The organism is Camelimonas sp. ID_303_24, assembly GCF_053543495.1.
This window is the reverse complement of sequence record NZ_JBLLJM010000019.1, coordinates 1-21,637: the sequence shown is the minus strand read 5'-3', so window position 1 is coordinate 21,637 and position 21,637 is coordinate 1. Positions and strand designations below refer to the sequence as shown.

The window sequence follows — 21,637 nt, the reverse complement described above, 5'->3', positions numbered from 1 at the left end:
TCCCGTCAGGCGCCTTCCCGCAAAGTGAACGCCACCTTGCGCCAGGAAGGCGCGCCAATTCAGATGGATGGATTATTCCAGCGCCAGGACGCCGTCTCCGTCCCGGCGCAGTCCGCAACTGGCTGGCCAGCGACAGGCCGCGCCAGCGCCAGAATTTTTCAGCGCGCGGTTGCGGCCTTCGCCGCGGTCGCGGCGGCCTGGTCAAGCGCACAATCCGGCTTCGCCGCGCCAGAGGCGCGCGCCGCAGCGATCTCCTTTTTGGCTTCCGCCAGTTGCGCCACGAAATCCGGATTGGCGTGCAATTGCGCCACCGCCGCCGCGCCGACCAGACGACCGGCATTGACATCGCTTTGCCAGTGATAGCCGCAGATCACCCGGCTCTGGCCGAAATCATAGCCGCGCTGGATGATGGCGTTGGCCTCTGACGGCAACGCCTCGGCCAGGATCAGCGCCCAGGCCCAGCCGAAGGCCGCGTGGCCGGACGGGTAGGAGCCATCCTTGCGCAGCCGCTCTTCATGGTCCGCGAAGCAGGTGCCGTTGTCGTTGACCGCCACATAAGGGCGCTGACGGTTGTAGTTGTTCTTGGCCTTGTAGGTCGCCAGCCCGGCGTCGGTCAGCGTGCGCCGCAGCAGCATGTTGAGATGCGGCGTGGTCTTTTCACTGATCTCGACGCCAATGGCGCAGGAGAACGCATCGACGGCGCGGGGGAAACTGTAGACAGCGTCGCGCGCCGCCACCCGGGCTCGCGGCGTGTCCCGCTGTTTCAGCGCCGCGATCCGCGCCGCCTCATCCCGCGCCTGCTGCGCCGAGCCGGCTTCCGGCGGCGGCCCGAGCAGCGCCAGACTGTCGATTGCCTCCTCACGCGGCAGATAGCCGGGCAAAAGGCCTGGCCGCAGCTCTTTCAGATCCGCCGGATTGGTCGTCGGGGGGGCTTTCGCCGCGCCGGCGTCGCCAGCCGCCGCGCCACCCGGGCCAGCGACAACGGCCAGCAGGCATATGACGCCCGCCAGAACCACGGATGATCTGCCCATTTGTGCTTCCCCCAACACCCTGCTTTTCGCGAACGTGCGGAGCGGCGCGGCGTCTGTCAACTGACGTTTGCGGGCCGGATGGCCAGGACCCGGATCCGACGCTGCTCTCCTCAGGAGCCGCCGCCGGAGCCGCCCGCGCGAAGCGCGCGTCAGGCGACGCCACGCCACCAGCAGGCGCCCCGGGCCGCATCACGGAATATCGCCCCGCCACCGCTGGAGCCTGGCCCGCTCCACCTCGCGTCACGCCGCGCGCGAAGCCCGGTCGATGGGCATGCGATAGCCCAGCGCCTCGGCCACCTGGGCGCGCCCCACCTGACGTTCGCCGGCCAGGTCGGCCAGCGTGCGCGCCACCCGCAGCACGCGATGCCAGGCGCGGGCCGACAATTGCATGCTCTCGGCGGCGGCCCGCAACAGGCGGGCGCCGTCGCTGTCAGGAGCGGCGATGTCCGGCAGCATCGCCGCCGGGCAGGTGGCGTTCAGCAGGTCTGGCGCGCCAAGCGCCGTGAAGCGGCGGCGTTGCACGGCGCGCGCCGCCAGCACCCGTTTGCGCGCCTCCGCCGAGCTTTCGCCAGGCTGCGACTGCTCCAGCGCCGTCATCAGATCGGCCGCGCTCACCGCCGGCGTTTCGATCACCAGGTCGATGCGGTCAAGCAACGGCCCGGACAGACGCGCCTGATATTGCGCCATGCAGCGCTCGTTCGGCCCGCGCCGGCAGGCGTAACCGGGCTCGGCTCCGCGCCCGCAACGGCACGGGTTCATCGCCGCCACCAGCTGGAAGCGGGCCGGGTAGGTCACCCGGTGATTGGCCCGCGCCACCATCACCTCGCCGTTCTCGAGCGGCTGGCGCAGGCTGTCCAGCGCCTGGGGGCTGAACTCGGGCAGTTCATCGAGAAACAGCACGCCATTGTGCGCCAGCGAAATCTCGCCTGGACGCGCATTGACGCCGCCGCCCACCAGCGCCGCCATCGAAGCTGAATGGTGCGGCGCGCGGAACGGCCGCCGGTCGGTCAGCGCCCCGGTTTCCAGCAGGCCGGCCACCGAATGCACCATGGAAATGTCGAGCAGCTCGCGCGGCGACAGCGGCGGCAGGATCGACGGCAGCCGCTGCGCCAGCATCGACTTCCCGGCCCCCGGCGGCCCGCTCATCAGCAAATTGTGGCCGCCCGACGCCGCCACCTCGAGCGCCCGCCGGCCAAGCTCCTGGCCGCGCACGTCGGCGAGGTCGGGCAGCGCCGCCTCCTCCTGGCGCAGGGCGGCGGCGGGCCGCGACAGCACCTGGCTTCCCTGAAAATGGCTGGTGATGCGCAGCAGCGATTCCGGCGCGAGAATCTCCAGTTCCTCGCCCGCCCAGGCCGCCTCGGCGCCACAGGCCGCCGGGCAGATCAATCCATGCCCCTGGGCAACGGCCGCCATCGCCGCCGGCAGCACGCCAGCCACCCGCCGGATCGACCCGTCAAGCGACAGTTCGCCCAACACCGTGAAGCCGTCGAGGGCGTCGGAAGGCAACGCGCCGATCGCCGCCATCACCGCCAAAGCGATGGGCAGATCGTAGTGCGACCCCTCCTTCGGCAGATCGGCCGGAGCCAGATTGACGGTGATGCGTTTGGCCGGCAGCGCCAGCCCGGCCGCCAGCAAGGCGGCGCGCACCCGCTCGCGCGATTCAGCCACCGCCTTGTCGCCCAGTCCAACAATGGCGAACGCGACGGCCCCGCTGGAAATCTGCACCTGAACGTCAACGGGCCGCGCCTCAATGCCAGAGAAGGCCACCGTTGCAACATGCGTCGCCATGCGCGCTCCGTCCCGCCGCCAGAGCGGCCCTGTCAAACGGAGGAATACTGACAGCGAATGCAGTCACCTTCAAGAACAGATAAAGCATATCGAAATTTGACTTTCGTCAGCCAGACAAATCAAAGCAATTCACCCGCGCCACGCCCCTGATCTGGAGCTATTCCGCCGGACCCTGCTGCACGGTCGCCGGGTCCATCCAGACGATTTCCCAGACATGGCCATCGGGATCCGCGAATGTGCGCTGGAACATGAAACCGAGATCCTGCGCCGGCATGACGTCGGCTTTCCCGCCGGCGCCCGCAGCCTTGCGCGCCAGATCGTCAACCTCTTCGCGACTGTCCGCAGACAGGGCGATCAGCATCGCCGTGTGCTGACGCGCATCGGCGATGGGGCGCGGCGCGAAACCGCGAAATTTTTCGTGGGTGAGCAGCATGACGAAAATGGCGTCGGAGAACACCATGCAGGAGGCGGTTTCATCACTGAACTGCATGTTCTGCCCGGCGCCGACCGCCTTGTAGAAAGCCGTGGCTGCGGGCAGGTCCCGCACGGGCAGATTGATGAAAATCATGCGCGACATGTCTGATCCTCCCGGATTTTTCTGAAAGATCACGGTAACATGGCGCGGCGGCGCGATGGATCACAACAGGATCAGCGGCGCGGGCGCCGGGGCGTCCAGATCCGGATTGAAGCCCGGATTGAAGTCCAGCCCCAGGTTTGGGTCCAGGACCATGCCCAGGCATCGGAGCGGGCCCGGGCAACATGTCGCATCCGTTGGCGGATCGGGCGTTCGCGCGTCCGGCGCAGCGGTTGCCCAATCCGCGCCGCCGGACCATCCGCAATTCTACCTGCCAAACGCTTGACCAACGCATGTGGAGGGCATTAGAGCGAGAGCCGTCCCGATTGAATTCGGAACGCCCGTTCCATGTCTGCGCGACTTTCCCGTCCCCCGGCATGGTCATGGCCTGACCAGGATATGGCCTGTTCAGGATCGTGCCAGGGCGTCTGACGCCGGAGACCGGGCCCCGCCCTGCTCCGCCAGGTTTCTCGTGTGGTCGCCAGACATGCGCTGCGCCACGGTTTGGGAGGTATATGCCTTGAAGCTCGATTCATCTGTCTCCGCAGTCGTCACCGGCGGCGCTTCCGGTCTTGGCGCGGCAACCGCCCGCGCGCTTGCCGCCCAGGGCGTCAAGGTCGCCCTCTTCGACTTCAACGAAGAGAAGGGCGAAGCCCTCGCCAAGGAAATCGGCGGCATCTTCTGCAAGGTCGACGTGACCAATGAAGAGCTGGTTGACGCCGGCTTCGCGAAGGCCCGCGCCGCCCATGGCCAGGAGCGCATCCTGGTGAACTGCGCCGGCACCGGCAACGCCATCAAGACCGCTGGCCGCGACAAGAAGACCGGCGAAGCCACGCACTTCCCGCTCGACGCCTTCAACCGCATCATCCAGATCAATCTGGTCGGCACCTTCCGCTGCATCGCCAAGTCGGCGCAGGGCATGCTGTCGCTGGACGCCCTGGAGCACGGCGAGCGCGGCGCGATCGTCAACACCGCTTCGGTGGCTGCTGAAGACGGCCAGATGGGCCAGGTGGCTTACTCCGCTTCGAAGGCTGGCGTTGTTGGCATGACCCTGCCGATCGCCCGCGACCTGATGAGCGAAGGCATCCGCGTCAACACCATCCTGCCGGGCATCTTCAACACCCCGCTGCTGCAGGGCGCTCCCGAGAACGTCAAGGCCGCCCTGTCGGCTTCGGTGCCGTTCCCGAAGCGTCTCGGCGCTCCGGAAGAGTACGCGCAGCTGGCGCTGACCATGATCACCAACGGCTACTTCAACGGCGAAGACGTCCGTCTCGACGGCGCCATCCGCATGGCTCCGCGCTGATCGCTTCAGCCGCGCGCACCTGAATTTGAAGCCGGCGGGAAACCGCCGGCTTTTTTTTGCGCGCTCCAGTTCTTGCGCGCGCCTGCTGCGGCCGGCGCATGTTCCGGCCGCAACCTTTGCGTGAGGACGCCTGGCGGATCAGCCGTTGTAGCTCAGCTTCAGGCCCGGGCGCGGCCAGCGGCATTTGTACAGCTTGCCGGTGGACGAGGCGGTGATCCAGGCGTCGCGCATGTCGGCGCCGCCGAAGCAGATGTTGGTGGTCAGCACGTCCGGCACGGCGATGTGGTCATGGGAGCCGTCGGCCGGATTGAAGATGGTGACGCCGCCGTTGGCGATGGTCGCCACGCAGACGCGCCCGTCCGCCTCAATGGCGAGACTGTCGAGCAGCTGGTAGCCAGGCAGCGGCCCCATCACGCCATGCTGGGCGTAACGGTCGGTCGATGTCGCCACCTGACCAGGCCCGGTGATGGCGAAGCTCCAGACGCGCGAGGTGCGGGTTTCGGCCACGTGCACCGTCTTGCCGTCCGGCGACAGGCCAACGCCATTCGGCGTCAGCAGGCCGCTGCGCGCCTTGACGATCAGCGATCCGTCGGCCTTCGCGTAGTAGAGATGGCCGAGGTCCATGCGCTCGTCGTCATGCTTGCCGAGGTCGGTGAACCAGAAGCCGCCCTCGCGGTCGAACACCAGATCGTTCGGCCCGCGCAATTTGCGGCCGCCGCCTTCCGTATACAGCGTGGTGAATTTTCCGGTCGCCAGATCGACGCGCTGGATCGAGCCGCCAGCGTAATCGGCGGGCTGGGTGTGCGGCGCCAGGGTGCCGTCCGGACGCTCCACCCAGTTGAAGCCGCCATTGTTGGTGACGTAGACGGCGCCGTCGGGGCCGATCGCCGCGCCATTGGGGCCGCCGCCAAGTTCGGCGATCACAGTGGCCTTGCCGTCCGGCGTCACGCGGGTCAGCGTTTTGCGGCGAATTTCGACGAGAATGACCGACCCGTCCGCCATGGCGACCGGCCCTTCCGGAAACTCCAGCCCATCCGTGACGAGTTCAAGCTCAACCTTGCTCACTGGCGACATCTCCCTTTTGAGCGAATATTCATTTGCGCCGAACCGGCGTTTCGCCCTGTCATTCTGATTTCATGCGCCTTCTTCAGCCAACGCGCATCGGCTCGCCAGAAAGCGCCGGGCCCGCCGGCAGATTCGGTCCGGCGGCCCCGATGCACTCTGGCGCCATTGCGCCGCCGCGTCAGCCTCCGCAAAAGCGTGGCGGTCATTCCATCCGCGGGCGCCAGGCGTGCGGCGGGCGCGTCATATAAAGAATTCTTTATGTGTTGATTGCGGATCGGCGCCCACGGTGTTAAAGGAAGCGCCGATCATGGGCGTCGTCGCGCCCGTCCAGGCCCCTCCAGGATATTCCGGGAACCCCACATGTCGCAGACCACCCACGATTACATCGTCAAGGACATCTCGCTGGCCGACTGGGGCCGCAAGGAAATCAACATCGCCGAAAGCGAGATGCCCGGCCTGATGGCGACCCGCGAGGAGTATGGCCCGTCGCAGCCGCTGAAGGGCGCGCGCATTGCCGGCTCGCTGCACATGACCATCCAGACCGCCGTGCTGATCGAGACGCTGAAGGCCCTTGGCGCCGACGTGCGCTGGGTGTCGTGCAACATCTATTCGACCCAGGATCACGCAGCCGCCGCCATCGCCGCCGCCGGCACGCCGGTGTTCGCCATCAAGGGCGAGTCGCTGACCGATTACTGGGACTACACCCGCAAGCTGTTCGAGTGGCATGGCGGCGGCGTGCCGAACATGATCCTCGATGACGGCGGCGACGCCACCATGTTCGTGCACCTCGGCCTGCGCGCCGAGAACGGCGACGTCGCCTTCCTCGACAAGGCCGGCTCGGAAGAAGAAGAGATCCTCTTCGCTTTGCTGAAGAAGACCCTGGCCGAGAAGCCGAAGGGCTGGTTCGCCGAGGTGGCGAAGGCGATCAAGGGCGTGTCGGAAGAAACCACCACCGGCGTGCATCGCCTGTACCAGATGGCCAGGGACGGCTCCCTGCTGTTCCCGGCCATCAACGTCAACGACAGCGTCACCAAGTCGAAGTTCGACAATCTCTATGGCTGCCGCGAGTCGCTGGTCGACGGCATCCGTCGCGGCACCGACGTGATGATGTCGGGCAAGGTGGCGTTCGTGGCCGGCTTCGGCGACGTGGGCAAGGGCTCCGCCGCCTCGCTGCGCCAGGCCGGCGCCCGCGTCATCGTCTCGGAAGTCGATCCGATCTGCGCCCTGCAGGCGGCGATGGAAGGCTATGAAGTGACGACGATCGAGGACGCGCTGCCGCGCGCCGACATCTATGTCACCGCCACCGGCAACAAGGACATCATCACCGTCGACCACATGCGCCGCATGAAGGACCGGGCGATCGTCTGCAACATCGGCCACTTCGACAACGAGATCCAGATCGCCGGCCTGAAGAACCTGAAGTGGCACAATATCAAGCCGCAGGTCGACGAGATCGAATTCGCCGACGGCAAGCGCATCATCCTGCTGTCGGAAGGCCGCCTGGTGAACCTGGGCAACGCCACCGGCCATCCTTCCTTCGTGATGTCGGCGTCGTTCACCAACCAGACCCTGGCGCAGATCGAACTGTTCACCCGCGAGGGCCAGTACGAGAAGAAGGTCTACACGCTGCCCAAGCACCTCGATGAGAAGGTGGCGCGCCTGCACCTCGCCAAGATCGGCGTGAAGCTCACCGAACTGAGCCCCGAGCAGGCCGCCTATATCGGCGTGACCGTGGAAGGCCCCTACAAGGCCGATCACTACCGCTACTGAGACTGCGGCGCTACTGGGACCACGGCGCTTGCCGGCGGAGCGACGCGGCTTCGCTGGCAGCCCCGCGTGGTTTGAGGGCGATGCAGCCGCGTTCCGCCCCGGGATGGACGGAGCGGCCCCGCGCTCCCGCATGCGGGCACATATCTGCGCGACGCCGGCGGGAAAACTCCCGCCGGCGTTTTTGCTGGCGGCTTGCCTCGCGACAACCGGCTTCGCTATGACGGGGCGCCAAGTCGGGGGTCGCCAAGTCAGGGTTCGCCATGCCAGTTCGATCCGGCCACAACCAGGCCAGACCGGCGCTGGCGTTTGCGCCATGTCTTTGTCGCGCCCCAGGTCATGGCTCCAGGTCCTGGCCCACGGTCGTGACGCATGTTCCCGCCATGAGGCAGTATCTGCTTCGCGCGGGACGGTCATGACGACTGATTCGGGCCTGCCAGCGCTTCGCGCTTGCGGCGTATGCAAGCCAGTTCGCGGGACCTCGCCCGCCCATGTTTGGGGAGACACACGGGGATGACCGGCCCGCGCCACGGCAGACGCAAGCGCCAGAACATGCCAGGCCCCGTCCAGGATAAGGCAGGCCCCGTCCAGGATAAGGCAGGCCCCGTCCAGGACAAGGCAGGCCCCGTCCAGGACAAGGCAGGCTCCGGCCAGGACAAGACAGGCCCCGTCGCGCCCGCTGTCCTGGGCATGGCCGCGCTGGTCTTGCCGCTTGCGTGGCTACTTGCCGGGCTCCTTGCCTGGCCCGCGCCAGCGCTGGCGGCGGAGCCCCTGGCGGCCGGCCTTGCTGATCCGGCGCGGCTTGGCCTGGTGGTGCTGGTGGTTGGCCTCGCCTTGTGCCTCGCGGTCACCGCCTGGTTTCACCGCGCCATGCGCAACCGCTGGCGCGACCGCATGCGCGCCATGGAGCATGAGCTGCGTCATGCCCGCCTCGCCAACGCCCAGGCTGACGTCTTCATGGCCAGTGAGCCCCAGGCCCTGGTGTCATGGCCGACGCCGGACGGCCAGCCGCTGATCGAGAGCGACGGCCAGTTCGCCGCCTTCAACACCCCGCCAGGCCGGATTCTTGCCTTCGGCTCGTGGCTTGGCCCTTCCGACGCCCAGGCCATGGAGCAGGCGCTGGCGCGGCTGCGGGACACCGGCGCGCCCCTGTCGCTGATGCTGCGCGCTGATGAACGCTTCATTTCCGCTGAAGGCCGCATCGTCGCCGGCGCGCCGTCGCTGCGCCTGCGCGAGATCACCGGCGAGCGCGGCGCCCGGGCAAAGCTGGAGGACCAGCTCGCAGCGACCGACGGCGAACTCGGCGCCGTGCGCGACATGCTCGATGAAATTCCCCAGCCGGTGTGGGTGCGCGACCGCGACGAACGCCTGGTCTGGTCCAACGCCGCCTATGTGCGGGCGGTTGAGGCGGCCGACGTCGCGATGGTGACCCGCGACGGCCTTGAGCTGCTTGACCAGAATTCCCGCGCCGACGCCCGCCGCCAGCGCGCCCAGGGCGCTCCCTGGCAAGCCCGGGTTCCCGCCGTCATCGCCGGCGACCGCCGCATCATGGAGATCGTCGAGACGCCTGGCGTCTCCGGCAGCGCCGGCATCGCCACCGACGTCTCGGAACTGGCGCGCCTGCGCGACGATTTCGCCCGCCAGACCGAGGCGCACGCCCGCACCCTCGACCAGTTGCCAACCGGCGTGGCGATTTTCGACGGCAGCCGGCGGCTGATCTTCCACAACGCCGCCTACCGCCTGCTGTGGACCCTCGACCAGGACTGGCTGGAAAGCGGCCCCAGCGACGGCGACATTCTCGAACGGCTGCGCGTCTGGCGGCGATTGCCGGAGGAGGCGGACTTCCGGCAATGGAAAGCCCGGATTCTCGCCGGCTACACCACCGTGGAGCCGCACGAGCACTGGTGGCACCTGCCCGATGGGCGCACCATCCGCGTGGTGATCAACCCCAATCCGCAGGGCGGCGTCACCTATCTCTACGACGACGTCAGCGAGCGCTTCCAGCTGGAGTCCCGCTACAACGGCCTGCTGGGCGTCCAGGGCGAAACCCTCGACACCCTGCGCGAGGGCGTGGCGGTGTTCGGCCCGGACGGGCGCCTGCGCCTGTCCAATCCGGCTTTCGCCGCCCTGTGGCGCATCCCGCTGGAAGTGGTCTCATCCGAGCCGCATATCGACGAGGTGGTCGCGCGGGCCCGCAAGACGGCTGGCGACGACGCCAACTGGATGATGCTGCGCGACGCCGTCGTCGGCCTGGAAGACCGCACCGGCGGCGCCTGCCGCATGGAGGGCCGCGCCGACGCCGACGCCGTCCTCGTGGTTGACTGCCGCATCGCCCCGCTGCCGGATGGCTCGACGCTGATTACCTTCACCAATGTCAGCGATTCGGTGCGCATGGAGCGCGCCCTGACCGAACGCAACGAGGCGCTGCTGAAGGCATCCCAGTTGCGCGACGACTTCGTGCACCACGTATCTTATGAATTGCGCTCGCCGCTGACCAACATCATCGGCTTCGTCGAGATGCTGGGCAACGGCATGATCGGCCCGCTCAATGATCGCCAGCGCGAATACGCCGATCACATCCTGCGCTCGTCCACGGCGCTGAACGCCATCATCGACGACATTCTCGACCTTGCCACCATCGACAATGGCGAACTGGCGCTGACGCGCGAACTGGTCGACGTGCGCGCCACCATTGCCGCCGCCACGCGCGGCGTCGAGGACCGGCTCGCCGAAGCCTCCATCGCCCTGCACGTCGAGGCCCCGCCGGAAACGCCTGGCTTTGTCGCCGACAGCAAGCGCCTGCGCCAGGTGCTGTTCAACCTGCTCTCCAACGCCATCAGCTTCTCGGAACGCCACCGCAATATCTGGCTGAAGGTGCGCCTGGAGGGCGGCGACATCCGCTTCGACGTCATCGACGAGGGCCATGGCATCCCGGCCGACGTCATCGACAAGGTGTTCGAGCGGTTTGAAAGCCACGCGCCGGACGCCCGCCGGCGCGGCGTCGGCCTCGGCCTCTCCATGGTCCGGTCCATCGTTGAACTGCATGGCGGCCGCGTCGAGATCACCTCGCAACCTGGCGTCGGCACCCATGTGAGCTGTTTCCTGCCGGCCTGCCCGCCGGAAAGTCCGAAGCCTGCGCCGCAGCCGCCGCCTGCACTGGCGGCGCCTCTGCCGCCCGCGCCGTCTGGGGAGGCGCCCCCTGCGACCAGCACAACACTGGCGAAGCCTTCACCTGATTGATATGACATGACAAACCGTCGCCATGGCTGCGTCCGGCCCGCCTTGTACGCGCGTCAGGAGAGGCGCGGGCCTTCATGGCCGAAGGAGCCTGGCCGGGAAGGAACTGGAAACCTTCCCGGCGCTATTCTGTCGCCAGACAGACTGACTGACTGACATGTGACAGGCTGCGGCGCTCCGGAACAGGGAGGGGCTGGCCGCCAGCCTCTCAGGAAACCGGATAGACCGTGTCGCTGACCTCCGCGCCAACCCACGCGTCCCCAGACGCCTCCGCCGCCCGGGATCTTCCCGCAACCGCGGCGCCCGCCACCCCCTTGCAGACGGTGATCCATTCCGCCCGGCCAGGCCCACGCGCCAACCGGCGCGCCCACGCCGCCGACGCCGGTCGACATGGCGCCCAGGGCCCCTACATCATCACGTGGACCGTCGACCTGCCCGACGAAGCGGCGACCCGGCATCTGGCGCTGATCCTGTCGGAAACCCTGAAGCCGGGCGATATGATCACCCTTTCCGGCGATCTGGGCGCCGGCAAATCCACCCTGGCGCGCGCCCTGCTGCGCATTCTCGCCAACGATCCGGAGCTGGAGGCGCCAAGCCCCACCTTCACCCTGATCCAGGAATACGAAACGCCGTTCGGCGAGGTGGCCCACGCCGACCTGTATCGCCTCTCGGGCGTTGATGACCTGGTCGAGCTTGGCTGGGAGGAAATCACCCGCCACGCGCTGACCATGGTCGAATGGCCCGATCGCGCCGGCGACATGCTGTCGCCAGACCGGCTGGACGTGCTGTTGCAGATGGACCCGGCCGGCGCCGAGGGCAGCCGCGTCGCCGTGCTCACCGGCCACGGCAAATGGGCCGGCCGCCTGGCCATGACGCGGGCCATCCGCACCGTGTTCCAGAAGGCGGGCTGGGACAAGGCGCGCCGCACGTTCCTTCAGGGCGATGCCTCCAGCCGATCCTACGAGCGCCTGATCCGCCCCAATGGCCAGACCGCCGTGCTGATGGTGTCGCCGCGCCAGCCGGACGGCCCGCCGATCCGTCGCGGCAAGCCGTATAGCGCCATCGCCCATCTGGCTGAATCGGTGCACGCCTTCGTCGCCATGGCCAATGGCCTGCGCTCCCTGTCGATCAGCGCTCCCGCCATTCTCGGTCGCGACCTCGACGCCGGCGTGCTGCTGGTGGAGGACCTGGGCGCCCAGGGCGTGGTCAATGAAAACGGCCCGATTCCCTCCCGCTATGAGGAGGCGGTGCGCCTGCTCGCCCGCATGCACGCCGTGCAATTGCCGCACACCCTGCCGGTGAGCGACGGCGTTGACCATGTGATCCCGCCCTACGACATGGAAGCGCTGCAGATTGAGGTCGATCTGCTGCTCGACTGGTATGTGCCGGCTACGGTGCGCACCCTGCCGGCGCTGGCCCGCTCGCAGTTCACCGGCGCCTGGGTCGACGTGCTGCGCCCGGTCATCGCCGGCCCGCAGACCTGGACCTTGCGCGACTACCATTCGCCCAACCTGCTGTGGCTGTCCGACCGGCAGGGTTTGCAACGCATCGGCGTCATTGACTTCCAGGACGCGGTGCTCGGCCACCCGGCCTACGACGTGATGTCGCTGTTGCAGGACGCCCGCGTCACCGTGCCGCCGGCGCTGGAGCTGCAATTGCTGCGCGCCTACGCCAGCGCCCGCGCCAACGATCCTGAATTCGACATGGCCGATTTCGCCGCCGCCTACGCCGTGCTCGGCGCCCAGCGCGCCACCAAGCTGCTGGGCATTTTCATGCGGCTGGAGCGGCGCGACGGCAAGCCGCAGTATCTGGCGCACCTGCCGCGCATCAAGCGCTACCTGCTGCGCAATCTGGCCCATCCGGCGCTGGCGCCGGTGAAAAAATGGTACGAAACCTATCTGATCCATGTGGTCGAGGGGGATTGATCCCCCTGGAGCGGGGCGCGGTCAGGAAGCGACGCGGCGCCGCTCCGCTGCTCTGGTTTCGCGGGTTTTTTCGCGGATGGGCGGCATCCCCCCGTCCGCATCGCGCGCCAGGCGGCTATTGCCGGGTTGCCGCCAGCCCGGGCCCGCTGCGCTGGCGTCCGGGCTGGAGACGGACGCCAGATCGCGCCGGCAACGCGTTCACCAAACTGACGCAGCTTCCTGACAGGCAGGGGAGCCCGCTCCAGATCACCCGCTCCAGACAACCGGACAGCGGAGCCGGCCAGCCGCAACGCCTCCCGCTCACATGACAGACCCGACATGACCCAAGCGCCATCCTCCGCCCCCCGCTCCACCGCCGGGACTGGCTCCCCCGCCGCGCCCGCTCCGATCAGCCGCGCCATGGTGCTGGCCGCCGGCCTCGGCAAGCGCATGCGGCCGATCACCACCACCACGCCCAAACCGCTGGTCAGCGTCGGCGGCGCGGCGATGCTCGACCGCCTGCTCGATCGCCTGGCCGACGCCGGCGTCACCGATGCGGTCGTCAACGTGCACTATCTGGCGGACCTCATCGAAACCCATCTGGCGCGGCGCAAGTGTGGCCCGCGCATCACCATCTCGGACGAGCGCGACCGGCTGCTGGAAACCGGCGGCGGCGTGGTCCGGGCCCTGCCGCTGCTCGGCGACGCCCCGTTCCTGCTTGGCAATTCCGACAGCATGTGGATCGAGGGGCCAGTGTCCAACATCCGCCGCCTGACGGAGTTCTGGGACCCGCAGCGCATGGATATCCTGCTGCTGCTCGCCGCCTCCGCCTCCAGCACCGGCTATGAGGGGAATGGCGATTTCGCCATGGACCCCAATGGGTTGCTGCGCCGGCGCAAGGAGCGCGAGGTGACGCCATTCGTTTACGCCGGCGTCGCCATCCTCAAGCCGGAACTGTTCGCGGACGCGCCCGACGGCGCCTTCTCCCTGAACCGCCAGTTCGACATGGCCCTCGCCAGTGACCGGCTGTATGGCCTGCGCCTCGACGGTCACTGGCTGCATGTGGGCACGCCCGATGGCCTGCGCGAGGCCGAAGAGGTCATCGCCCGCAGCCACCGGTAGCGAAAACAGGGTGGACCGGGCGCAGTCCAGGGCGCGCGATGCTTGACCAGGAGCAGGCGCCTGAGGCTCATTGGGCTCTGGTCTGATACGGAGAGCGCTGTGCAAAAAGCCGCCCCTGGCGATCTGTTCACCCGGGTCGCGCAGCCGCGCGTTTGCAGCATCGCGCCTGGCGCGCCGTTTCTGGAGGTATTGGCCGACAGCCTGCTGGATGGCGCGCTGATCCCCGGCTTCCGGCCGCGCGCCGAACCACTGGGCCTCGCCACCGCGACCATCTTCCTGCCCACCCGCCGCGCCGCACGCGCCTTCCAGGATATTCTGCTGCGCCGTTCCGGCGCTGGCGCGCTGCTGCTGCCGCGCATCACGCCGCTCGGCGACGTGGACGACGATTTCGAGCTCGCCAGTGAAGCCGACGACGCGAGCCAGCCAGGCGTGGCAAACGCCGCGGAGTTCACAACGACCATTTCAGGCGAGGCGCTGGCCCCGCCGATCCCGGCCATCGAGCGGCGGCTGATTCTCACCCGTCTGGTGCTTGGCTGGGCCCGCCAGGTGGACCGCGCCCTGCTGCGCCTGTCGGAAAACGAGCCGCTACTCGCGCCGGCCTCGCCGGCCGATGCGCTGGCCCTGGCCGGCGACCTGGAAAAGCTGATGGACCAGTTGACCACCCAGGGGGTGGACTGGGACGCCCTCGCCGCGGTGGTCGCCGCCCGCCACAGCGCCTGGTTCGGCATCACCCTGGAGTTTTTGCGCATCGTCCGCGACGCCTGGCCGGCGATCCTGGCCGAGCGCGGCGCCAGCGACCCGACCCTGCGCCGCCACGCCATGCTGCTGGCGGAAGCTGACCGGCTGATCCGCCAGCCGCCCCAGGGGCCGATGATCGTCGCCGGCTCCACCGGCTCCGCCCCGGCCACCGCCCGCCTGATCGCAGCCATCAGCCGGCTGCCGCGCGGCGTCGCGGTGCTGCCGGGGCTTGATCTTGACCTCGACGACGCCAGCTTCGCCCTCGTCGCCGGCGATGGCGCGGATGACGGGCGGGGGGGCGGGCGCGGCGACGAGACCGCTTTCAGCCACCCCCAGGCGATGATGGCGCGCCTGCTGAAGGTGATCGGCGTCAGCCGCGCGGAGGTGACGCCGCTCGGCGCGCCGACACCTGGCGCCGTGGCCCGCCGCCGCCTGCTCAGCGAGGCGCTGCGGCCGGCCAGCACCACTGAACTGTGGGCCGAGCCTGGACGCCGCCCGGATGCGGCGAGCGTCGCGGCGGCGCTGGATGGCGTCGCGCTGGTGGAAGCGGCGGATGAACGCGAGGAGGCGCTCGCCGCCGCCATCGCCATTCGCGAAATGCTGGAGCGGCCGGAAGCGACCGTGGCGCTGATCACCCCGGATCGCGATCTGGCCGAGCGCGTCTGCGCCGACCTGAAGCGCTGGGGCGTCGAGGCCGATGATTCCGCCGGCAGCCCGCTGGCGCGCACCGGCGCCGGACGTTTCGCCCGCCTGGCGGCCGAGGCCGCCGCCAGCAATTGCGCCCCGCGCCAGCTCGTCGCGCTGCTGGCCCACCCGCTTGTCACCCTGGGCTGGCCGCGCGCCGTGGCCCGCCGGGTGGCGGCGGCCGTCGAAATTGGCCTGTTGCGCGGCCCTGAACCGCCAGCCGGCCTCCAGGGCCTGCGCGCCATCCTTGAGGCGCGCCGCCAGGAGGCGAACGGCTCCTTCGCGTCGCGTCCGCTGAAACGCCTGCGCGACAGGGACTGGAGCCGCATCGCCGCCGCCATCGACCGGCTGGAGCTGGCGCTGGCCCCGCTGCGGGAGGCGGCCGCCAGCGGCGACCTCGTCGCCATGCTGCGCGCCCACCGGGAGACGCTGCTGCGCCTCGCGGCGCAGGAGGAGGCGGAAGGACAGGAAGCGTCCGCCGCCATTTCCCTCCCGCTTCAGGACAGCGCCGACGGCGCCGCCCTGCTGCAGCTGTTTGACGACGTGATCCAGGCCCAGGACTGCGAACTGCCGGGCCGTCTGGAGGATTATCCGGCCCTGTTCGCCGGCCTCGCCAATGGCCGCATGGTGCGCAGCGAGGGCGACGGGCGCGGGCGCGGCGCCCACCGCCGCGTGCGCATTTTTGGTCTGCTGGAGGCGCGCCTGATCGAATCCGACCGGGTGGTGCTGGGCGGGCTCGACGAGGCGGTGTGGCCGCCGGCGGCCCGCACCGATGCCTTCCTCAACCGGCCGATGGCGACGGCGCTGGGCATGCAGCCGCCGGAGCGGCGCATCGGCCAGACCGCCCACGACTTCGTCTCGGCCATGGGAACGCGCGACGTGGTCATCACCCGCGCCGCCAAGCGCGGCGGCGCCCCCACCGTGCCCTCACGCTTCCTGCAACGCATCCGGGCGCTGACCACGACGCCTGGGGCGCCAGCCGATAACGACGCCGGCGCCAGCAACGCCTGGGCCCAGGCCCTGGCGCGCGGCCAGCGGTTTCTCGACCTTGTCGCCCGGCTTGAGGAGCCGCCGCGCGTTGCGCCCCTGCGCCGTCCCGCCCCGGTTCCACCCGTGGAGCTGGTTCCGCGATCGCTGTCGGTCACCGAGGTGGAAACCCTCGTGCGCGATCCATACGCCATCTACGCCCGCCACGTGCTCGGCCTTGATCCGCTCGACGAACTGGCCACGCCGCCTGGCGCGTCCGATCGCGGTTCGATCATCCACGAGGCGGTCGGCAAATTCGCCGAGAACTGGCCGACGGACCTGCCAGCCGATCCGCTGGGCGAACTGATGGCGCTGGGCGAAGAGGCGTTTCGTGATCTGGAGGCCTATCCGGACGTGCGGGCGCAATGGTGGCCGCGCTTCACCCGCATTGCCCAGGGCCATGTGCGCTGGGAGCGCCAGCGCCGCCCGGGGCTGGAGCGCGTGCTGGCCGAGGTGAGCGGCCGGCTGGAAATCCCCCTCGCCAATGGCGACAGCTTCACCCTGCGCGGCCGGGCCGACCGCATCGAGATCGGCCGCGACGGCGTCATGACCATCGTCGACTTCAAAACCGGGCAATCACCCACCGCGAAGGAAGTGTTCGCTGGCTTCGCGCCGCAGCTCACCCTGGAAGCGCACATGCTGCGGCGGGGCGCTTTCGCGGAAGCCCCAGCGGGAGCCTGGCCAGTCAATCTGACCTATGTGCAGATGAGCGGCGGCGAGCCGCCGCTGACGGAAAAGCCGGTGAAGCCTGGCAAGGATGAAACCCGCAGCGTCGATGACATTATCCGCGACCACGCAGAGGGCTTCGTGAAGCTGATCAGCCGCTATCGCGCCGGCGGCGCGGCCTGGCCGGCCAGGCCTTACGCCAAATACGCCAGGCGCTACAACGATTACGATCATCTGGCCCGCGTGCGCGAATGGGCCCGGGCCGGCGGGGAGGACGCGGAATGAGCGATCTCTCCAGCTCCGGCGCCAGCCCTGACGTCATGCCCGATCCGGTGAGCCGCGCGACGGAAGCCCAGCGCCTCGCCGCCGATCCGTTCATTTCCGCTTTCGTTTCGGCCAACGCCGGCTCCGGCAAGACCAAGGTGCTGGTCGACCGGGTGTTGCGGCTGCTCCTGGAAGGGGCGGCGCCTGGCCGTATTCTCTGCCTCACCTACACCAAGGCGGCGGCGGCCCACATGGCGGTGAAGGTGTTCGACCGCCTCGCTGGCTGGGTCGGGCTCGATGACGCCGCGCTGGCCGCCGAACTGACGAAGCTGGAGGGCCGCCGCCCGGCCCGCGCACGCCTCGACGCCGCCCGCCGCCTGTTCGCCCGCGCCGTAGAAACTCCCGGCGGCCTGAAGATCGAGACCATCCACGCCTTCTGCGAGCGCGTGCTGCATCTGGCCCCGTTCGAGGCCAATGTGCCGGCCAGGTTCGAGGTGCTGGACGAGGCGGCCAGCGAAGAAATCTTCACCCTGGCCCGGCGCGCCGTGCTGACCACGGCGGCGCGGGGCGAGGATGCGCGGCTGGGCGATGCGCTGACCATCGTCAGTCTCGCCGCCGCCGGCGACGCTTTCGACGCCGCCCTGCGCGCCGCCATCCGCCAGGCCCGCCAGTTGCGCGAGGACGCCACAAGCCACGCCGACGCCATGGCGGCGCTGGCGGCGACGCTTGGCCTGCGCCCTGGCGAAACCCTGGCCAGCGTCGAACGGGCCATGCTGCACGACGGCTACGGCCCTGATGAGTGGCCCGATCTGGTTACCGCCCTGTCGGCCGGCTCGAAGAACGACCAGAAGCTGGCCGATGCGTTGCGCGCCGCCCTGGCCTCCGGCGACGACGCTGAACGCCTGGGCTTCTATCTCGACGTGTTCTTCAAGTCGGACGGCGAACCGCGCGCCGACAAGGGTTTTCCGACCAAAAGCGTTGATCCGGCCGTCGCCGAAGCCCTGCGCGCCGAGCGCGACCGCCTGGCGGAGCTGGAGGACCGGCGCAGGGGCGCCCGGGTCCTGCAGCGCACCGACGCGCTGCTGACCCTGGCCGAAGCCATCGCCGGGCGGGTGGAGGCCATCAAGCACGGGCGCGGCGCCCTCGATTTCGACGATCTGATCGGCAAGACCCGCACGCTGCTGCTGCGCTCCGACGCGGCGAGCTGGATCCTGCACAAGCTCGACGCCGGCATCGACCACGTGCTGGTCGATGAGGCGCAGGACACCAACCCGGCGCAATGGGACATCCTGCGCGCCCTCACCGGCGAGTTCAGCGCCGGGGAAGCGGCTGATGACACTGGCCGCCTGCGCCGCACGGTGTTTGCCGTTGGCGATCCCAAACAGTCGATCTATGGCTTCCAGGGGGCCGAGCCGCGCGCTTTCGCCGACAGCGAGCGCCACTACCGCAAGGCGCTGGCCGATGTGGGCGCCCGCTTCGAGAGCGTGCCGCTCAACGTCTCGTTCCGCTCGGCGCCGGCGGTGCTCGCCGCCGTCGATCTGGTGTTCGGCGTGCCAGAACACTTCGCCGGCCTCGCGTTCGACGAAGACGATGGCGCCCGCGCCGGCACGGTGCATGAAACCAGCCGCCTCGGCCAGCATGGGCGGGTGGAGATCTGGGAGCCCGTCGTCGCCGACGAGGACGCGGAGCCTGAGGCGTGGGACGCGCCGGTGGACGCGCCCGACCCCACCTCGCCCGCCGTCGTTCTGGCTGGCCGCATCGCCGCCGAGATTGCCCGGCTGACCCGCGACGGCGACGAAACCGGCCAGCGCACGCCGCCTGGCGAGGCGCTGGTGCTGGTGCGCAAGCGCGGCGCCCTGTTCGACGCCATCATCAGCGCCCTGAAGGCGGCGGGTCTGAAGGTCGCCGGCGCCGACCGCCTGACCCTTGGCGACCATATCGCCGTGCTCGACCTGCTGGCGGCGGGCCGCGCGGCGCTGCTGCCCGAGGACGACCTGACCCTCGCCGCCTTCCTGAAAACGCCGCTGGCCGGCCTCGACGATGACGATCTGATGGCCATCGCCGCCCGGCGCGGCCCGCTTTCCCTGCACGCGGCGCTGGCTGAAAAAGCTGGTGAAAATGACGCCGCCCGGCGCGGGCTGGCGCAACTGCGCGCGTTGCAGACGCTGGCCGGGGAGCGCGGCGCCTTCGGGTTTTACGCCACCCTGCTTGGCCCCATGGGCGGCCGCACGGCGCTGGTCGCCCGGCTGGGGGCCGAGGCCGGCGACGCCATCGATGAGTTTCTCGCTTTGGCGCTGGGGCACGAACGCCAGGCCACGCCCTCGCTCGCCGGCTTCATCGCCCGCTTCGGCGACGCCGCCCACGACGTGAAGCGCGACATGGACGAATCGCGCGGCGAAATCCGCGTCATGACCGTGCACGGCGCCAAGGGGCTGGAAGCGGACGTGGTGGTGCTGGCCGACGCCTGCCGCTTCAACGCCCGCCCGCCCGCCGTACTGGCGCTGGACGTGCGGATCAACGGCCGCTTCACGCCGCTGCCGGTGTGGCTGCCCTCCGCCGCCACCCGCCCCGCCGCCCTGCGCGAGGCCGCCGGCGCGGAGGCGTCACGCGAGCGCGAGGAGCACAACCGCCTGCTGTATGTGGCGCTGACCCGGGCGCGCCGCCGCCTGGTCATCGCCCCCTATTTCGCCCGTAACCAAAAGAACCTGCCGCCGGAAAGCTGGTGCGGCATGGTCGATGCGGCGTTCGCCGCGACCGATATGGTGCAAAGCATCGCCGACCCGGTTAGCGGCGCCGTCACCCGCGTGCTGGCCAGCGGCCGCGCCGTCGCCGCCCCGGCGGAAGCGCCGGAGCCGCGCCAGCTGGCGCCAGCGCCGGGCTGGCTGTTTAGCCACGCCGCCCGCGAGGAGTCGCCGGCGGCGCCCATCAGCCCCTCGCGCGCCGCGCCGCTGCAACGGGCGGGAGGCGGCGCGCCGCCAGCCGTCGAAACCGTGGCGGCGCGGGAGGCGGCGCGCTTTGCCGGCTCGCTGCTGCACACATTGCTGGAACACCTGCCCACCGCGCCAGCCGCCGACCGGGCCGCGCTCGCCCGCCGCTATGTGGAGCGCCGCGCGGCAACGCTGGGCCCGGCCGATCCGGCCTTCCTGACGGCGGAACGGCGCGCATGGATCGTCGACAGCGCCCTCGCGCTGGTCGCCGCGCCAGAGTTGGCGCCGCTGTTCGGGGCCCATGCCATCGCCGAAGCCCCGATCGCCGGCAGCATTAACCTGCCCGGGCGCGGCCCGACGCCGGTTTCCGGCCAGATCGACCGGCTGGCGGTAACCGCCGACACGGTCTGGCTGGCCGATTTCAAACTGGCGAGCCTCGCCGGAGGCGCAGAGCCGCCCCAGGCCTATGTGACGCAGCTGGCGCTCTACGCCGCCCTGCTGCGCCAGGCCTGGCCGGATCATGTGGTCAGGCCATTGCTGGTCTATGCGGGCGGCCCGCGCATTCTGGAGCTGGAAGATGCGGCGTGCGCCGCGGCGATCGCCAGCCTGTGAGGCGTCGCATGACGTGCGCACATGTCTGATTTGAATGGCCGCCGGCCTTGACCCTCCCCCGGGGGCTACCTAGCTTCCAGCAGACACACAGACACGAGTCGCGAGCCAGCTCGCGGAAAGGCATGACATGGCGACCGCAAAAGTCACTGACGCGACCTTCGAGGCCGATGTTATCAAGTCCGACGTTCCGGTTGTCGTCGATTTCTGGGCGGAATGGTGCGGCCCCTGCCGCATGATTGCCCCGGCGCTCGAGGAAATCTCCGGCGAGCTCGGCGACAAGGTGCGCATCGTCAAGCTGAACATTGACGAGAACCCCGCCGTCGCCGCCCAGCTGGGCATCCGCTCGATTCCGACGCTGATGGTGTTCAAGGACGGCAAGCTGGCCTCCCAGAAGGTCGGCGCCGCGCCGAAGGGAGACCTGTCGCGCTGGATCCAGACCTCGGTCGCCTGAACCCGGGCTCGCGCCAGGATTCACGCCGCATATTTTGCGCCAGCAAAACCGGCTCTGACTGCGGTCCCGGGCGGCAACAGCCCTGACCGCAGTCTTTGCAGGCGGGAAACGGCCGCCCCAGGCCGGGTTCACCCGCGCAAGCGCCTTGGCCCCGCCACCTCATGCCCGCACCTGTTGCGGGCATTGACGTCTCCGGCGTCGACGTAACCATTGCGGCGTTGGCTGCGTGGGTGGCCGCAACAGGTCCGGCCATGACGGTGGAGATCAAACCGGCCTGGCTCGCTGCAGCCGCGACAGGGCTGCCCCTTCAGGCCGAAGGGCGGCTTCTGCATCTGATCCGGATCGCCCGAAAACCTCTCCAGAGCATCATCCGTCCGGAGTCAAACGAGGATCGACAGGATTATGCGGCAAAATCGCGGATCTGGAGCGCCAATCTGATGCAATCAGATCGAAAAGCGCTCTAGGACTGATCGACATT

At 69.3% G+C, this 21,637-nt stretch carries 13 protein-coding genes; 9 read left to right on the top strand and 4 right to left on the bottom strand.

From position 1 onward, the window contains the following. Window positions 1-158 precede the first annotated feature (158 nt). The 3 genes from ACERNI_RS15190 to ACERNI_RS15180 all read right to left on the bottom strand — a co-directional run bounded on the left by ACERNI_RS15190 (window position 159) and on the right by ACERNI_RS15180 (window position 3,396). Complete coding sequence (locus ACERNI_RS15190; protein ID WP_448834101.1) at window positions 159-1,031, bottom strand: acid phosphatase; 873 nt, start codon at window positions 1,029-1,031, stop codon at window positions 159-161. A gap of 240 nt (window positions 1,032-1,271) precedes the next feature. After that, entirely contained in the window at window positions 1,272-2,819 is a 1,548-nt protein-coding gene (locus tag ACERNI_RS15185; RefSeq protein WP_448834100.1) for a YifB family Mg chelatase-like AAA ATPase, read from the bottom strand. A gap of 157 nt (window positions 2,820-2,976) precedes the next feature. Next, a complete protein-coding gene (locus tag ACERNI_RS15180; RefSeq protein ID WP_448834099.1) occupies window positions 2,977-3,396 on the bottom strand; it encodes a VOC family protein in 420 nt (139 codons plus the stop codon). 517 nt (window positions 3,397-3,913) lie between these two features. Here ACERNI_RS15180 and ACERNI_RS15175 point away from each other — a divergent pair. After that, window positions 3,914-4,696, top strand: coding sequence for an SDR family NAD(P)-dependent oxidoreductase (locus ACERNI_RS15175; protein ID WP_448834098.1), 783 nt, complete (start codon window positions 3,914-3,916; stop codon window positions 4,694-4,696). 138 nt (window positions 4,697-4,834) lie between these two features. Here the strand turns inward: ACERNI_RS15175 and ACERNI_RS15170 are convergent, their stop codons facing one another. Beyond that, the gene (locus ACERNI_RS15170) at window positions 4,835-5,761 is read right to left on the bottom strand and encodes an SMP-30/gluconolactonase/LRE family protein (protein ID WP_448834097.1); all 927 of its coding nucleotides are present in this window, start codon (window positions 5,759-5,761) and stop codon (window positions 4,835-4,837) included. A gap of 360 nt (window positions 5,762-6,121) precedes the next feature. Between ACERNI_RS15170 and ahcY the strand changes: the two genes are divergently transcribed. The 8 genes from ahcY to ACERNI_RS15130 all read left to right on the top strand — a co-directional run bounded on the left by ahcY (window position 6,122) and on the right by ACERNI_RS15130 (window position 21,623). Then, the gene (gene ahcY, locus ACERNI_RS15165) at window positions 6,122-7,531 is read left to right on the top strand and encodes an adenosylhomocysteinase (protein WP_448834096.1); all 1,410 of its coding nucleotides are present in this window, start codon (window positions 6,122-6,124) and stop codon (window positions 7,529-7,531) included. A gap of 687 nt (window positions 7,532-8,218) precedes the next feature. Next, a complete protein-coding gene (locus ACERNI_RS15160) occupies window positions 8,219-10,768 on the top strand; it encodes a PAS-domain containing protein (protein WP_448834095.1) in 2,550 nt (849 codons plus the stop codon). A gap of 224 nt (window positions 10,769-10,992) precedes the next feature. Then, window positions 10,993-12,690 (top strand): tRNA (adenosine(37)-N6)-threonylcarbamoyltransferase complex ATPase subunit type 1 TsaE, encoded by a 1,698-nt coding sequence (gene tsaE / locus ACERNI_RS15155; RefSeq protein ID WP_448834094.1) that lies wholly within the window; start codon window positions 10,993-10,995, stop codon window positions 12,688-12,690. 318 nt (window positions 12,691-13,008) lie between these two features. Continuing rightward, the gene (locus tag ACERNI_RS15150; RefSeq protein ID WP_448834093.1) at window positions 13,009-13,791 is read left to right on the top strand and encodes a nucleotidyltransferase family protein; all 783 of its coding nucleotides are present in this window, start codon (window positions 13,009-13,011) and stop codon (window positions 13,789-13,791) included. Between the two features lie 99 nt (window positions 13,792-13,890). Then, a complete protein-coding gene (gene addB, locus ACERNI_RS15145; protein ID WP_448834092.1) occupies window positions 13,891-17,190 on the top strand; it encodes a double-strand break repair protein AddB in 3,300 nt (1,099 codons plus the stop codon). After that, entirely contained in the window at window positions 17,187-20,708 is a 3,522-nt protein-coding gene (gene addA / locus ACERNI_RS15140; protein ID WP_448834091.1) for a double-strand break repair helicase AddA, read from the top strand. The genes addB and addA overlap by 4 nt, the downstream gene beginning before the upstream one ends. Window positions 20,709-20,835: 127 nt before the next feature. Next, entirely contained in the window at window positions 20,836-21,159 is a 324-nt protein-coding gene (trxA, locus tag ACERNI_RS15135; RefSeq protein ID WP_448834090.1) for a thioredoxin, read from the top strand. A 161-nt stretch (window positions 21,160-21,320) separates the two neighbouring features. After that, window positions 21,321-21,623: a hypothetical protein gene (locus ACERNI_RS15130; protein WP_448834089.1), complete on the top strand. Its 303-nt coding sequence runs from the start codon at window positions 21,321-21,323 to the stop codon at window positions 21,621-21,623. The last annotated feature ends 14 nt before the right edge of the window (window positions 21,624-21,637 follow it).